The sequence below is a fragment of the Mycolicibacterium lacusdiani genome (genome assembly GCF_021916785.1).
In the GTDB taxonomy this organism is placed as follows: Bacteria; Actinomycetota; Actinomycetes; order Mycobacteriales; family Mycobacteriaceae; genus Mycobacterium; species Mycobacterium lacusdiani.
Map to the genome: position 1 here is coordinate 85,719 of NZ_JAKCFC010000004.1, position 15,669 is coordinate 101,387.

At 68.1% G+C, this 15,669-nt stretch carries 13 protein-coding genes; 11 read left to right on the forward strand and 2 right to left on the reverse strand.

Translation table 11 applies throughout. The annotated features are described in order from the left end of the window. Window positions 1–25: 25 nt before the first annotated feature. Window positions 26–1,723 carry a phosphoenolpyruvate--protein phosphotransferase gene (gene ptsP, locus LOK44_RS14060; RefSeq protein ID WP_237570686.1) on the reverse strand — a complete coding sequence of 566 codons (1,698 nt, stop codon included), beginning with the start codon at window positions 1,721–1,723 and terminating at the stop codon, window positions 26–28. Window positions 1,724–1,825: 102 nt separating this feature from the next. Here ptsP and LOK44_RS14065 point away from each other — a divergent pair, with 102 nt between their 5' ends. The 9 genes from LOK44_RS14065 to LOK44_RS14105 all read left to right on the forward strand — a co-directional run bounded on the left by LOK44_RS14065 (window position 1,826) and on the right by LOK44_RS14105 (window position 12,221). After that, window positions 1,826–2,605, forward strand: a complete 780-nt coding sequence (locus LOK44_RS14065; protein WP_237570687.1) for a DeoR/GlpR family DNA-binding transcription regulator — start codon at window positions 1,826–1,828, stop codon at window positions 2,603–2,605. Then, window positions 2,602–3,579 (forward strand): 1-phosphofructokinase, encoded by a 978-nt coding sequence (gene pfkB / locus LOK44_RS14070; protein ID WP_237570688.1) that lies wholly within the window; start codon window positions 2,602–2,604, stop codon window positions 3,577–3,579. Before LOK44_RS14065 ends, pfkB begins: the two co-directional genes overlap by 4 nt. Before the next feature lie 57 nt (window positions 3,580–3,636). Then, a complete protein-coding gene (locus LOK44_RS14075; protein ID WP_237570689.1) occupies window positions 3,637–5,673 on the forward strand; it encodes a PTS fructose transporter subunit IIABC in 2,037 nt (678 codons plus the stop codon). A 47-nt stretch (window positions 5,674–5,720) separates the two neighbouring features. Further along, window positions 5,721–5,978 carry an HPr family phosphocarrier protein gene (locus LOK44_RS14080; RefSeq protein ID WP_163919773.1) on the forward strand — a complete coding sequence of 86 codons (258 nt, stop codon included), beginning with the start codon at window positions 5,721–5,723 and terminating at the stop codon, window positions 5,976–5,978. 229 nt (window positions 5,979–6,207) lie between these two features. Then, window positions 6,208–7,557, forward strand: a complete 1,350-nt coding sequence (gene mycP, locus LOK44_RS14085; protein ID WP_237570690.1) for a type VII secretion-associated serine protease mycosin — start codon at window positions 6,208–6,210, stop codon at window positions 7,555–7,557. Beyond that, window positions 7,554–8,951, forward strand: coding sequence for a type VII secretion protein EccE (eccE, locus tag LOK44_RS14090; protein ID WP_237570691.1), 1,398 nt, complete (start codon window positions 7,554–7,556; stop codon window positions 8,949–8,951). The genes mycP and eccE overlap by 4 nt, the downstream gene beginning before the upstream one ends. A gap of 31 nt (window positions 8,952–8,982) precedes the next feature. After that, window positions 8,983–10,572, forward strand: coding sequence for a PPE domain-containing protein (locus LOK44_RS14095; RefSeq protein WP_237570692.1), 1,590 nt, complete (start codon window positions 8,983–8,985; stop codon window positions 10,570–10,572). Beyond that, window positions 10,569–10,913: a YbaB/EbfC family nucleoid-associated protein gene (locus tag LOK44_RS14100; RefSeq protein ID WP_308192746.1), complete on the forward strand. Its 345-nt coding sequence runs from the start codon at window positions 10,569–10,571 to the stop codon at window positions 10,911–10,913. The genes LOK44_RS14095 and LOK44_RS14100 overlap by 4 nt, the downstream gene beginning before the upstream one ends. Before the next feature lie 348 nt (window positions 10,914–11,261). Next, on the forward strand, window positions 11,262–12,221 hold the full coding sequence (locus LOK44_RS14105) for an ESX-1 system-associated protein (protein ID WP_237570693.1): 960 nt from the start codon (window positions 11,262–11,264) through the stop codon (window positions 12,219–12,221). A 288-nt stretch (window positions 12,222–12,509) separates the two neighbouring features. Here the strand turns inward: LOK44_RS14105 and LOK44_RS14110 are convergent, their stop codons facing one another. Continuing rightward, window positions 12,510–12,857, reverse strand: coding sequence for a hypothetical protein (locus LOK44_RS14110; RefSeq protein ID WP_237570694.1), 348 nt, complete (start codon window positions 12,855–12,857; stop codon window positions 12,510–12,512). A gap of 669 nt (window positions 12,858–13,526) precedes the next feature. Between LOK44_RS14110 and LOK44_RS14115 the strand changes: the two genes are divergently transcribed. Further along, window positions 13,527–14,672, forward strand: a complete 1,146-nt coding sequence (locus tag LOK44_RS14115) for an EspK C-terminal domain-containing protein (RefSeq protein WP_237570695.1) — start codon at window positions 13,527–13,529, stop codon at window positions 14,670–14,672. Between the two features lie 221 nt (window positions 14,673–14,893). Beyond that, entirely contained in the window at window positions 14,894–15,604 is a 711-nt protein-coding gene (locus LOK44_RS14120; RefSeq protein ID WP_237570696.1) for an SDR family oxidoreductase, read from the forward strand. The last annotated feature ends 65 nt before the right edge of the window (window positions 15,605–15,669 follow it).

Here is a 15,669-nt window from a genome sequence, read left to right on the forward strand (position 1 = left end):
ACCGCGGTCCGATTGATTCCGGCAGTCAGCCGAGCTGGGCCAGCGCCGCGGCCCGGGCCTCGGCCGCGGTGGCGGTGTTCAGCGCCGCCTCGGCTGCCGCCTGGCACTGCGCCAGCGTGACCTGGCCGAGCTTGGCGCCCACCGCTGAGATCGCCGCGGCAGCCGCCGACAGCGACGAGACGCCGAGGCCGACGAGCACGCAAGCCAGCACCGGATCGGCAGCGGCCTCACCGCACACGCCGACGGGCTTGCCTGCCGCCGCGCCGGCACGGGCCGCCATCGCGACCAGCGCGAGGACCGCGGGCTGCCACGGGTCGGTGAGCGTCGCGAGTTCGGCGGACATCCGGTCGGCGGCCATCGTGTACTGCGTCAGGTCGTTGGTACCGATCGACAGGAAGTCGACGTGCTCGAGGATGCGGTCGGCCAGCAGCGCCGCGGCGGGCACCTCGATCATCACGCCGGGCGTCAGGCCCATCGACCGCGCCTCGTCGGCGAAGGACTTGGCCTCGGCGGCGGTCGCGATCATCGGCGCCATGACCCACGGCGACGTGCCGGTGTTGCGCGCGGCGTCGGCGATGCCCTGGAGCTGCCTGGTGAGGATCGCGGGGTTGCCGAACGCGATCCGGATGCCGCGCACGCCGAGCGCCGGGTTGGCCTCGTCGGGGTGACCGGCGAACTTGAGCGGCTTGTCGGAGCCTGCGTCGAGCGTGCGGACGACGACCTTCCGGTCACCGAACGCCGTCAGCACCTGCCCGTAGATCTCCGCCTGCTCGTCGACGCTGGGTTCGGTGTCGCGGTTGAGGAAGCACAGCTCGGTGCGGAACAGGCCGACGCCCTCGGCCGGCGTCTCGGCCGCTGCGCGCGCGGCAGCGCCGTCCTGCACGTTGGCAAGGATCGCGACGGGATGCCCGTCGGCGGTGACGCCCGGTCCGGTCCACTGCCGGGCCGCCTCGGCGTCGCGGCGGGACCCCTCGACGGCGCGTGCCGCGACGGCCTCGTCGGGTGTGACTGTGACGGTGCCGACGGATCCGTCGACCATGATCATCGTGCCTGCGGGCACGTCGTCGAGGCCGTCGACCGCGACGACGCACGGGATGCCGAGCTGACGGGCGATGATCGCGGTGTGGCTGGTGGGGCCGCCGAGCGAGGTGGCCAGCCCCACGACGAGTGACGCGTCGAGGCCTGCCGTGTCGACCGGCGCGAGGTCCTCTGCGCACAGGATCGACGGGCGCTCGGGAACCGGGACACCGGGCTCGGGCAGGCCGCTCAGTTCTGCGATCACGCGGTCGCGGATGTCACGCAGATCGGTGACGCGTTCGGCCATCAGGTCACCGGCCTTGGCGAGTGCATCGGCGATCTTGCCGACGGCTCCTGCCACGGCGCGGGTGGCGGGTGCGCCCGCGACGATGCGCTTCTCGGCGTCACGGAGCCACGCCCGGTCCTGCGCGAGCTGCGCCGTGGTCGCGAGCACCTCCGATGCGACGCCGGTGGCGTGTGCGGCGCGGGCGCGCAGCCGGTCGGCCACCGCGGCGGATGCCGACTTGAGCCGTTCGACCTCGGCCGGGCGTTCCGACTCCGCGATGTCGGCGACCGGCGTCTCGTCGAGACTCGGGCGGGCGCCGGGGCGGACTACCGGCGCGTACTGCACCCCACCAACGGCCGGGACACCGTGGAGCACCTGACCCTGCTGCGGGAGTGAGGTGGCTGACGTCGTCGTACTCATGTGATCGAGGTTACAAGAAATCGTTGACAAGTCAACACAGACAAGAGTAAAACAACATGTATCAACATTTTGCCGAACGATAACCCACATGATCGGAGACCGATGTACGCGGAGGAGCGGCAACAGGCAATCGCCGCACTGGTGATGAGCCAGGGTCGCGCATCGGTCGCCGAACTCGCGCAGGAGTACGACGTCACCACCGAGACCGTGCGCCGCGACCTGGCCACACTCGACCGGGCGGGCGTCCTGCGCCGGGTACACGGCGGCGCCGTTCCCGTCCGCGCACTGCACCTCGTGGAAGCCGGGGTCGGCGAGCGGGAGACGACCCGCGCCGACCACAAGGACGCCATCGCCGCCGCCGCGACCGAGTTCTTCCCGCTCGGCGGTGCCACGGTGCTGCTCGATGCGGGGACGACGACGGCGCGCATCGCCGCACACCTTCCCACCGACCGCGACCTCGTCGTCGTCACGAACTCGGTGCCGATCGCAGCGCGGCTAGCCGCGATGCCGACGGTGACGCTGCAACTACTCGGCGGACGGGTCCGCGGCATCACCCAGGCCGCGGTCGGCGAGCAGGCGTTGCGGGTACTCGACACCATCCGGGTCGACATCGCGTTCATCGGCACCAATGCCATCAGCGCCCGCCATGGCTTGTCCACCCCGGACAGCGAGGAGGCCGCCGTGAAGCGGGCGATGGTGCGCAGCGCGAACTACGTCGTGGTCGCAGCCGATTCCAGCAAGGTCGGTCGCGAGGAGTTCGTCAGCTTCGCGCCCATCACCGACGTCGACACCCTCATCACCGACACCGAGATCAGCGACGACGACCGTCGGTCGCTCACCGAGCACGGCGTCGAGGTCGTCCAGGCAGGAGCCACGACGTGATCGTCACAGTCACACCCAACCCCAGCATCGACCGCACGGTCACGCTGGCCGCCCCGCTCGCCCGCGGCGCGGTACAGCGCGTCACCTCGGCCACCTCCGAGCCGGGCGGCAAGGGCGTCAACGTCGCGCGGGCGCTCGCACTCGCCGGGGTCGACGCCGTCGCCATCCTGCCCGCGGGCGACGACGATCCGATGATCGCGGCGCTGCGCGCCATCGGAGTGACGTTCCGCGGGGTACCGGTCAGCGGCACGGTGCGCACCAACGTCGCGATCACCGAACCGGACGGGACGACGACCAAGCTCAACGAGCCCGGGGCGACGCTCGATGCCGCGGCCCGCGCGGCTCTCACCCGGTCGGTACTCGCCGCAGCCGCCGACGCCGCGTGGGTGGTGCTGTCCGGCTCGCTGCCGCCGGGTCTGCCCGACGACTGGTACGCCGAGGTGGCCTCGAGCTTGCGGTCGTCGGCGTGCAAGGTGGCCATCGACACCTCCGAACGCCCGCTCGGCGCGCTGGCGGCGTCGTTCGGCACGGCCGCACCCGACGTCATCAAGCCCAACGCCGAGGAACTCGCCAGCCTGGTGGGCGCCGACCCGTTGCACCTCGAGAGTGCCGCAGCCGCAGGCGATCCCGAGCCCGTCGTCTCCGCTGCCCGCGAGGTCATTGCCCGGGGGGCACGCACCGTGCTCGTCACCCTCGGGGCCGCGGGGGCGGTACTGGTCGACGAGGCGGGAAGCTGGATGGCCACCCCGCCACCCATCGTCCCGCGCAGCACCGTCGGCGCCGGCGACAGCTCGCTGGCCGGTTACCTGCGCGCCGAAGTCGGTGGGGCGCAGCCGCCACAGCGCCTGCAAATGGCGGTGGCCTACGGCAGCGCAGCTGCCGCGCTGCCCGGGTCGGCGCTGCCGTCACCGGACCAGATCGACCTCGATGCCGTTCGGGTGTATGCGCTTACGCCCGCGTCCGCCCGTCCATAGCGCCCGTCCATAGCCCAATGACCACTCGCACCATCATGACTACGAGGAAGTAGCGACATGCCCATCATCACCACAGACCTGGTCGCGCTCGACGTCGACGCCGGCGGCGACAAGGAGTCGGTCATCCGGCTGCTCGCCGGTCGGCTTGCCGACGCCGGCCGCGCCACCGACCGCGACGGGCTGATCGCCGCCGCGATGGCCCGCGAGGCGCAATCCGCCACGGGGTTGCCCGGTGGCATCGCGATCCCGCACTGCCGCTCACCGCACGTCGACGAGGCGACGATCGGCTTCGCCCGGCTGTCCCCCAAGGTCGACTTCGGCGCCCCCGACGGCCCAGCCGACCTCGCATTCCTCATCGCCGCGCCGGAAGCCGGCGGCTCGCAGCACATGAAGCTGCTCTCCAGCCTGGCGCGGGCGCTGGTGCGCAAGGACTTCGTCGCGTCGCTGCGCGCAGCGTCGTCCGACGCGGAGATCGTCGAACTGGTCGAGGGCGTCGTGAATCCCGCGCCGGCGAATCCTGCACCCGCCAAGACTGCCGCGGCACCGGACGCGGCTCCGGTCGACGAGAAGCCCACCGAGGCGGCGCGCACCCTGGTCGCGATCACCGCCTGCCCGACCGGCATCGCCCACACCTACATGGCCGCCGACTCACTGGTCGCCGCCGCCAAGGAGGCGGGTGTGACGCTGCACGTCGAGACGCAGGGGTCGTCGGGCAGCACGCCGCTGTCGGCCGAGACCATCGCCGCCGCCGACGCCGTCATCTTCGCCACCGACGTCGGCGTCAAGGACCGGTCGCGGTTCGCCGGCAAGCCCGTCATCGCCTCGGGCGTCAAGCGCGCCATCAACGAGCCTGCCAAGATGATCTCCGAAGCCCTCAGCGCCGCAACCAATCCCAATGCCGCGCGCGTCGAGGGCTCGGCCGGCGCGTCGGCGTCCTCGAGCGGACCGGCGGCCGGCGGCATCGGCTGGGGCACGCGAACCCGGCAGATCCTGCTCACCGGCGTGAGCTACATGATCCCGTTCGTCGCGGCGGGCGGTCTGCTCATCGCGCTCGGGTTCCTGCTGGCGGGCTACGACATCGCCAACACCCCCGACGGCGAGACGAAGAGCCTCGGCAACATCATCGCCGCGGGCAACTCGCTCACGAACCTCCCCAGCGGCGGACTCACCCAGTACCTCGGCGCAGTGCTGTTCACCCTCGGCGGCCTGGCATTCGGCTTCCTGGTACCGGCGCTCGCGGGTTACATATCGTTCGCGATCGCCGACCGGCCAGGCATCGCACCGGGTTTCACTGCAGGCGCGGTGGCCGTGTTCGTCGGCGGCGGCTTCATCGGCGGCATCGTCGGCGGCCTGATCGCCGGCTTCACCGCCCTGTGGATCAGCAAGATCGCCGTCCCCAAGGCCATGCGCGGCCTCATGCCGGTCGTGATCATCCCGCTGGGCGCCTCGCTGGTCGTCGGCCTGCTGATGTTCCTGCTGCTGGGCCGCCCCTTGGCCGCCATCACCTCCGGCCTGACCAGCTGGCTCGGCGGCCTCTCCGGCAGCTCGGTGATCCTGCTGGGCGTCATCCTCGGCTTGATGATGTGCTTCGACCTCGGCGGTCCGGTCAACAAGGCGGCCTACGCCTTCGCCACCGCGGGCCTCAACGTCGCCGATCCCTCGTCGCTGCGCATCATGGCCGCCGTGATGGCTGCGGGCATGGTGCCGCCGCTAGCGATGGCGCTCGCATCGACGCTGCGGCCCAAGCTGTTCACCGAGCCGGAGCGCGAGAATGGCCGTGCGGCATGGCTTCTCGGAGCATCTTTCATCTCCGAGGGTGCCATCCCGTTCGCCGCGGCCGACCCGCTGCGCGTCATCCCCTCCATGATGGCCGGCGGCGCGGTCACCGGTGCGCTCATCATGGCCTTCGACGTGACGCTGAAGGCACCGCACGGCGGCATCTTCGTGTTCTTCGCGATCGGCAACCTGGTGTGGTTCATCCTGGCCCTGGCACTCGGGACCATCGTGGCCGCCGTCGCCGTGATCGCGGCCAAGCAGTTCGTCAGCAAGAAGGACACCGCCGCAGAACCCAGCCCCGCGCTGGCCAACGCCTGACCATCAACCCCCACCCACTGCTCGATTCACACCACAGAGGAGACACCATGCCCAGCAAGACCGTCGTCGTCGGATCATCCATCGGCCTGCACGCCCGGCCAGCCGCGATCATCGCCGAAGCCGTCGTCGCCTCCGGGGCCGAGGTCACCCTGGCCACCGCCGGTGAGGAGCCGGTGGACGCCGGATCGGCGCTGATGATCATGACCCTCGGGGCTGGCAACGGCGACCAGGTCACTGTGGAATCCGACGACGAAGCGGCCCTGAGCACCGTCGCCGACCTCGTCGCCAAGGACCTCGACGCCTGACCTTGATTAGCTGACACGCGGACCCGCCTGAGCTGCGCCATCGCAGCCGGGCGGGTTTCGTGCACTCGAGAAAGCGCGTTCGACCCCGCTCAGCCACCCGTATAGTTTCTTTCGTGCTTTTGGGTCGGGGGCGTGTTGGGTCGGAGTGCGCCGTCACGCAGCAGAGATTTAGTTTGCTGGTGGCGGGTCAGCACATGCCAGGTCGTGAGATTTTGGCAGGGGGTGACAAGTGGTTCGGCGCTTCGCGGTAGTCGCCGCGGTGCTGAGCTTGGCGTTGCTCAGCGCACCGCCCGCAGTGGCGATCGACCCGCCGGTGATCGACAAGGGTGCACTGCCGCCCGACGTGACCGGGCCCGACCAACCCACCGAGCAGCGGCGCGAGTGCTCGGCGCCCATGGTGTTCCCGAACTCCAACTTCGCCGACAGGCCGTGGGCCAACAACTACCTGCGGATCGCCGATGCGCAGAAGTTCGCAACCGGCGCCGGGGTAACTGTCGCGGTCATCGACACCGGAGTGAACGGCTCGCCGCGGGTTCCGGCGGAGCCTGGCGGCGACTTCGTCGACAAGGCCGGCAACGGAATGTCCGACTGCGACTCGCACGGGACCCTCACCGCGGCGATCATCGCAGGCAAGGGTTCGCCGACGGACGGGTTCATCGGCGTCGCGCCGGATGCTCGAGTGCTGTCCATGCGCCAGACGTCGGACAACTTCCAGCCCGTCGGCGCTCGCAACGATCCCAACGACCCGAACTCGACGCCCACGGCAGGGTCTCTTCGCAGCCTGGCCAGGGCGATCCTGCATGCGGCCAACATGGGCGCGCAGGTCATCAACATCAGCGAGGCCGCCTGCTACAAGGTGACCAGGCGCATCGACGAGAACAGTCTCGGCGCGGCCATCGAGTACGCCGTAAACGTGAAGGGTGCGGTCGTCGTGGTCGCAGCGGGCAACACCGGCGGGGACTGTTCGCAGAACCCGCCGCCCAACCCGGCGCTGCCCGCGGATCCGCGCGGCTGGCAGGGCGTGCAGACCATCGTGTCGCCGGCCTGGTACTCGCCGCTGGTGCTGACCGTGGGCGGTATCGCCGAGAACGGGCAGCCCAGCACGTTCTCGATGTCCGGCCCGTGGGTCGGCGCCGCGGCGCCCGCCGAGAACATCACCGCCCTGGGCTACGACGGCAACCCGGTCAACGCGCTCCAGGGCCAGGACGGTCTGATCCCGATCAACGGCACGTCGTTCGCGGCAGCGTTCGTCTCTGGTCTCGCGGCAATGGTCAAGCAACGCTTTCCCACCCTGACGCCGGCGCAGATCATGAACCGCATCACCGCGACGGCGCGCCATCCCGGTGGCGGAGTCGACAACTACGTCGGTGCAGGCGTCATCGATCCGGTGGCTGCACTTACGTGGGACGTCCCGGAGGGTCCGGATTCGGTGCCCTACGAGGTCAAGCAGTTGCCGCCGCCGGTGTACGTGGCGCCACCCGACCGTGGCCCGATCACGATCGTCGTGATCGCAGGGGTGAGTTTGGCTGCCGCGCTGGGCATCGGGGCACTCGCGCGTCGAGCCCTGAGGCGCCGATGAGGGAGTTCCTCGGCCAGTTCGGATTCCGCGCCACCACCGGGCATCTGCTGTGGGCGGCGGTGCTCATCCCCGCCTGCGTGCTGCTGTTCATGAAGCTGGACCTGCTGTGGTTGGGAATCACGCTCGGAGTGCTCATCGCGATCGCGGCGCTGCTCACCGTGCGCGGGCGCCGGTTCGCCGGCTGGATCGTGGCCATCTTCTCCTGGCGCAGACGGCACCGGGCGGCGCCCGCCGCACCGTCGGAACCGGCCGTCGGCGCGACGGTGCTGCCTGGCGATCACGTCGCAGTGCGTTGGCACGGCGATCATTTGGTGTCGGTCATTGAGCTGGTGCCGCGGCCGTTCACCCCGACGGTGATCGTCGCGGGCGAGGCGTTCACCGACGACGTGGTCGACACCAAGCTGGTCGAGCAGTTGATCGCCGCACACTGCCCCGACCTGGAGGCCGACGTCGTCTCGGCGGGCCAGCGCGTGGGCCGTACCGCGCCCGCAAGCCTCGTCGCGCTGTACGAGCAGGTCGTCGGGCCGTATCCGTCGCCGTCGAACCGGCGGACGTGGATCGTGTTGCGGGCCCTGCCGGAGGCGACGCGAAAGTCCGCGCTACGCCGCGAGGTCGGCGTGGCCGGGTTGGCCCGGTACCTCGTCTCGTCGACGACGCGCATCGCGGATCAGTTGGCGAGCAATGGGATCGACGCGCGGTGCAGTCGTAGCTTCGACGACTTCGACAAGGCGACCGAGATCAGCTTCGAGCGGGAGACGTGGTCGTCGATCAAGGGGCGCAGCACGTTCACTGCCGCGTACACCGCGCCGGGCGGCCCCAACGTGTGGTGGAGCGCGCGGGCGGACCACACGATCACGCAGGTGCGGGTGCGCCCGGGTGCCGCTCCGACGACGACGGTGCTGCTGACGACGTTGGCGAATCCTTCGACGCCGCGCGGGTTTTCGTGCCTGTTCGGCGGTCAGCGTGCAGCGATGCTGGGGCAGAGTCCGGTCACCGATCGGCACTACGAGCTGCCGATCGGCTCTGCGGGCGTGCTGATCGGCGAGACGGCCGACCGGTACCCGGTGTACATGCCGTTCGACGATGTGGACGTCAGCATCAACCTCGGTGATGCGCGGCTGTTCACGCAGTTCGTCATCCGGTCGGCGGCGGCGGGAGCGATAGTGACCCTCGGCCCGCAGTTCAGCGACTTCGCGGGCTCCATCAACGCCCGGGTCGGAAAGGTCGCCAAGATCGGTTGGCCCAAGGCGACGACGTACCTCAGCCCGCATCCAGGGGTGGGACGAGTCGTGTTGCGACACAACTTCATCGACACTCCGCGGCACCGTCAGCTACCCATCAGGCTGATCAATCCGCGCGAGGAGAGTCGCTACCAGATGGCGCTCGAGCAGTGAGCGCCAGTCACGGGGAGCCGTAGGAGGAGACATGTCGGGGGAAGTGAAGGTCGATCCGGCCGAGCTGGAGGCCAAGGCCGCCGAGATTCGCAAGCCGATGCCGGCGGCGCCGGGCCAGCCGCTGCCGCCGTGTGCATTGCAGGTCGCGCGAACCGCGGTGGGCGAACTCAACAAGAAGGCGGAGGCACTACGCGGTTACGCGGTGACCGGCCACGTCGAAGCGGTCCGGATCGCGGAGTCGTTGCTCTCGGCAGCTGCAGCGTACCGACAGGTCGACGATCAGTCGGGCGGCGCAATCAGGTTCGGCGAGCCATCGACATCGATCGGACCCGTGCAGCCCGGGGGGCCCATGACTCCGTCGGTTCCCCTCCCATCCGAGCCGACTTACCAGTGCCCCACGTCGTCTTTCCTGATGGTCGATCAGGCTGCAGCCGAAATGGAGGCGCCTGATCAGGCTGCTTCACTCGGTGCCTTCCAGGGGCAGTGGGAGAGCTTCGCCGCTGCGCTGAAGGCAGAGTCAGCCGTATTCGAGTGGGCCGGTGCGTCGTGGGAGGGCGGAGCGGCGGAGGCAGCATTGGAAGCCCTCGCCCGGCATCGGAAGTGGTTGCAGGAGATGGCAGACGCATCCCGCCAACTCGCCGATGAGGCCGGCGACCTCGCGGAGACGCATAGGAGTGCGGCAGACGCTCATCCGAAGCTCGCCCAGGTGAAGGACTTGGACGCACGGATCCTGTTGTCCCGCGACGTCAACGAGCAGATGCAGCTCCTCAAGCTGCGTCAGAAGATGCAGGAACGCTCGGAGGAGGTACTTCAAGGCTACGTAGGCCGGGCGGCTGGGAAACCACTCAAACTGCCGAAGCCGCCCATGTGCCCGGTGCCGACGGGCACGGTAACGCCGCCACAACCACCTCAGCCACCTGGCGGACCCGGTAAGGACGAAGGGGACAGTGAGCGCTCTGGCGGTGGCGGCGGCGGTGCGCCACGGGGTGAACAGCAGCCGCAATCACAGCCAGCGCCGGGTGACGTACCCGTCTCGCCAGCCGCAGCTCAGGCCCAGCCGTCGCCGGGCGGTCAGGCGGGCGGCGGCGGGACCCCTGCTGGTGGTGGCGGATCGCCCACCGGCGGAGGCGGCGCTCCCGCCGGTGGTGGTTCTCCGCCAGGTGGCGGGATGCCCGGCCTCCCCGATCTCGGCGGCGGACCGCCGACCGATCTTCCGATGCTCGACGACCCGACATTGAGCCCGGCGTCGGCCGGAGGCGGCGGATCCGGTGGCGGTTCGGGCGGTGGCTCCGGCGGAGGCGGGGGCGGCGGTGGCCCAATGCCGCTGCAGCCCAACGTCGGGAGCGTTTCCGTGGGCCCGGGTGCGGGCGGTGGTGCGACGGGCCCCGCCGGAGGTGCGGCAGCTGGTGGCGGTGCCGCCGGTGGCATGGGCGGCATGGGTATGGGAGGTGGCATGCCGATGCACGGCGCCGGCCATGGTCAGGGTGGCGCGTCCGAGAAAAAGCGCTCGCCTGGCACGTCGCCCGACGAGACGCTCTACGAGGAAGATCGGGCGTGGACCGAGGGCGTGATTGGAAACCGGCCACGACGCCGGGATAGCGGCGACAAGGAAGCCAAGTGACCGAGGAGATGCACCCGCAGGTGCTCGCCGTGCTGCAGCAAGCGCAACGGCTGCAGTCGCTGATGGACGATCAACTGGCGAAGATGAACCAGCAGACGTTCACGGCGATGGACGAGACCAAGACGGTCGAGGTGACGCTGAACGGGCACAGCTGGCTGACCGACGTCTACATCGAGGACGGGCTGCTGCGACTGGGCGCCGAGGTGGTCGAGGCCCGAATCAACGAAGCGCTGCAGAACGCTACGGCGGAAGCTTCGGCCTCCATTGAGGCGGACCGGGAGCGGATCGACTCGGTGGTCGCCGAGATCACCGGCGAGGGTGAGGACGTGGGCCGATGGTGAACTTCGGCGTCCCGACGAGAGGCATTCGAGTGCGAATTGGCGTGTTGCCGACATCGACTTCTGACTTACTGTGGAGAAAGTGGCCATCGGTGAACACCATCGAATACGCACTCGATCTCGCGGGGGTTCGGAAATGAGGACGTCGACCACGGAGGCGCGCGCATGAGCATGCCTCCTCAGGGCGGATGGCCTCCCCCGCCGCCAGGGCCGCAGCCGCCCAATCAGCCGCAGTATGGCTCGCCGCCGGGTTATCAGCCGTACTCAGGGCAACAGCCATATCCGCCGCAGGGCCAATGGCAGCAGCCGCCTCCTCCGCCTCAGAAGAGTGGCGGAGCAACGAAGTGGTTGTTGGTCGCGATTGCCGTGCTCTTGGTGATCGGCGTGACGATCGGCGCAACCCTGCTGTTCACGCGCGACGGGGATGGCCCATCGACTCCGCCGACATCAGATGTTCCGTCAGACATCGCTAGTGCCAACGACACTGGGCCCGTCGAGATCATCACGGAAGAACCGACGTGCGAGGCGTTCATTCGTATCAATGATGCTCTCGCAGAGGTCCATTCGAAGGGTTGGTCTGAAACGCGTTCTAGTCTGGGACCTTCAAGCGAGTGGACCGATGCAGAGCGAGAACAGCTGGAGTCAGTGTCCACGGCGATGCGCAATGCCGCAGATCAAGCGCTCCCCCTTGTATCGCAAACCCCCCACCGGGTAACCCGCGAGCTATATGAGCAGTTTATTGCGTATAGCCGTGCATATGTGGCTGCGATTCCTAAGTACGAGCCACGGGACAATGCTCTGGCCTCGACCAGCGTTGGCACTATGGCAACACTGTTGGCGATTTGCACGGCGATTGACAACGGTGCGGCAGGTAGATCACTTGGCGTATCGCCAATTGATCCGCCACAATCCGCTCCAGCGTTACCCGACTCTCCTGCATCCGCGATATTCATGCCGCAGCGCCTACCTTCTTGTGCAGGACTTACGCAATTGTCCGAACAGTACAACGACGCGACCAGAGAATGGCAAGCTGTTGACACTGACTTGGCCGCGTCCCAGTGGTCACCCCAGCAACGTGAAGCGCACCGCTCAGCCCTCGACGCAATGACGAAGTGGGCAGACAGTCTTTTAGCTTTGGGTCGCGAGAGTGACAGCTCTGTGTTTGAAGACTTCACTGCCGCCGCTACCGTGTACCTACGCGCATTCATATCCGCAGGCGATTCTTATACGTCGGCGGACAGTTGGCTCACTTTCGCCGCGTATCAGTTCAATCAAACCATGATTGGTGCATGCGATGCAGCCCCGGAGTAGCTCCGAGTGAGCACGCTGGGTCGCCCAGTTGATGGACATAAGGGCCAAATGACCGTACCCCCTGGGGCATGGCCAGAGGGCGATGAGGATCAGCATGGCGTGGAGACGAAGACGTTGACCGCCAAGCTAACTTCCCTGCAGAAGACCTTGGATGCTTGGCGCCTGACCACTACTTCCCTCTTCGACGGCAACACCTGGGTTGGATCTGGATCGAACGCGGCGGACCTGCGCGTGGCCCAGCATTTGCGGTCGATGGAATCTATACAGTCGCAACTTGCGAACGCGATCCTATTTCATATACGTGCGCAGGCGTCGATTATCGCCGCCAAGAGCGAGATAATCGCCATCTGCAACGTTGCCCAGAGCGAAATCGATAGCTTGGACATCCAATCGTTCGCTAATCAGCAGGACCTCGAACAGCGAGTTGACGACATTGTCGAGGAAGCCCTTCGCCAGAATCAGACCGTCGTTCAACGCGCAGCTGACGCGCTGAAAGTAGATCGCGCTTATGAGAGTTCGGTTCTGGACAACGCGACGCGGGAAATCGAAGCCATCAGCCGTCGCCCTGGCGTAGGAACACAGTCGTCGGCCAATGAAGGTAGCGGTGGGGCGCCGAGCACGAACGCCCCGCAACATGGTGCAGACAAGAGTCTTTGGAGTAGAGGCACCGTAGAACGACCCTCCTCCAGTGGGTCTGAACCTGCCGTGGGCACACCAGTTGGCGGACAGACTTCCGGTAAGCCTCCAGAGGGAGCTCCGAGCGGCACTAACGTTCCAATGGGAGGCGTTGTCTCTAGCGGAACGAAACCGACTGCAACCGGCGCAACACCTCAAGGAGCACCAGCCGCAAACAGCGCTCTAAGCGGAGCCCAACGGGCTCCAGGTTCGAGCGCCGCCGGAACTAGTACTTCGCCACGCGGTCAGGTGAGCACTGATCCAGCTTCCGTTCCTTCTGCACCGTACTCTCCGAATCTAGGTAGTGCCCCGTCGCAAACCAGTACCCCAGGCGGGGGTGGTAGCTCCGGACTCAGCGCCGGCAGCAGCGGAGGCACATCCTCCTCCAGCGCCCAATCCACCAGCGGTTCAACAACCCAAGACGCCAAGCCCGCCACAGGCAGCAAGGACTCCCAGCAAGGCCCAAGCACCGGCGCTCGCCCCGAGGCAGGCGCAGAACCCGGGCGCGGCGCGAGCGGTGGCGGGGCTCCTGACGCGGCCAAGGCCGTGGAGGCAACCAACAAAGCGGTTCCCCTTGCGCAGCAGCCGGTTACACCGGCCAGTCCGCTGCAACCGGTGACTCCGCCCGTCATGCCAACCGAGCCAGCCGCCAGCACGCATGCTCCGGCCGGTGCGTCCGGTGGCGGCAGCGGCGGTGGCATGAGTGGCGGCGCGGGCACTTCCGCCGGCGGTGGCGCGGCGGGTGGCGGTGCGCCGTCCGGTGCTGCGCCAGCAAGCCCGCCTCCACCGCCCATGCCGCTCGCTCCCCCAAGTACGCCGACACCCGCTGCACCTACTGGGCCGCCCGGCGGCGGTGCAGGAGCCAACCCAGCGGCGGCCGCCGGACCGGGCGGGCCCGGCGTCAACCCGGCATCCACGGGACGCAACGATGCCGGCGCGGTAGGCGCAGCGCCCGTGCCGGTTTCGACGGCGCGCATGGAACGCGACGCGATCGCATCGGCGTCCGCGGGCGGAGCCATGAACCGCAAGAAGAACGGCAACGCCGCGCTGATCACGGCTCGTCGCATCGCCGCAGCGCTCAACATCGGCGTCAGCGACTTCGGGTTCTACTGGGTCACCGGGCTCACCGCCGACGGCTCCATCGTCGTGGCCAACAGCTACGGGCTGGCCTACATCCCCGAGGGCGTCAACCTGCCCGCCCACGTCACCATGGCCACCGCCGACGAGACCCTGCCGCCGCAGGAACGCGCCAAGTGGGCGACCTACCCCATCCTCGCCATCCAGGGCTGGGCTCAGGCTCACGGCCAGAAACTGCGCGCCGTCATCGCGACCGAGGAGCAGTTCGCGAGCTTCGATCCGGGCACCGCCAAGATCGTCCTGCGACCCGACGACATCCCCGAAAGCGGCCAGATGGAGGGCCGTTGCCGCCTCGAGGTCATCGCACCCAGCGCCGCCGCGCGGCTTGCCTCGGTACCGAACGCAGACCTCACCGAACTACTCCCACCCGCGCCGGCCAACACTGCAGCGCCAGAAGACAAGTCGAACGTCCTGTGGTTCGAGCTCATCAAGCCACTGATGAGCACCTCCCCCGAACGCGTCGGCGTGCACCTGCAGGCGTTCATCAACTACGCCGAGCATGCCCAGGAGCAAGCGCTCTACCGCGCGCACACGGCTGTCGACGCCGAGGTACAACGCGCCGCGATCGCAGACTGGGTCTACTGGCAACACCTGAGCGTGCTGATGTGGGAAGCAAGCGGCGCAGACGCCAGCGTCTGACCTGCAGACGGCAGCGTCCACGGCCGGTGTTCGGTAGTCCGTGTCGAGCGGCGGTGTCGGGTGCCGTGCTCGGCTCTGAACACCCGATGACTACGCGGGCCTCCAGATCCCGACATAGCGGGTCACAGTCAGTGAGGCGTCTCTCGTCGAAAATGACTGTGCGCCATGTCACTTGCCGATCGCTTGAACCTGACACTGACGTCACATTCTAAAGTCGAAGAGTGGAACTACGAAACGCGACGGCCCTGGTGACCGGTGCCAACCGAGGGTTGGGTGCGGAGTTCGTCCGCCAGTTGATCGAGCGAGGCGCCGCCAAGGTCTACGCCGCAACGCGGCGACCGGAAACCATTGCCGGAGGCGACACGCGCATCGTGCCCACCTACCTCGACATCACCAACGACGCGACCGTAGTCGACCTCGCCGGCACTGCCACTGACGTCGACCTGGTGATCAACAATGCCGGCGTCGCCACGATGCAGAACCTCGTCTCGGGTGATCTCGATGCCATCCGCCTCGAACTAGCCACCCATTTCTGGGGCACACTGTCGGTGACACGCGCCTTCGCGCCAATCCTGGCACGCAACGGCGGTGGCGCCATCCTCAACGTCCTGTCGATCGGATCCTTTCAAGTGTTCCCCGGCAACGGCGCTTACGCCGCGGCCAAGGCCGCCGAGTGGCAGCTGACCAACAGCACTCGACTCGAGTTGGCAGGCCAAGGCACCCAAGTTCTCGGACTACACCTGTCAGCCACCGACACCGACATGCTGGACGGCATCGACATGCCCAAGAACAACCCTGCCGACGTGATCCGCCAGGCACTCGACGGCCTAGAGTTCGGGTTGGACGAAGTACTGGCCGACGCCGAAACCAGGGCAGTAAAAGCGCTGCTGGCCCAGCCGCCAGGGGCCATGTACAGCGGGGTTGAGCAGTAGTGGCGAGCCCCCCTTTCTGAGTTCACCCGGTTCCAAAGTCGGGGCTGTGTATTTAGTTCAGCTGC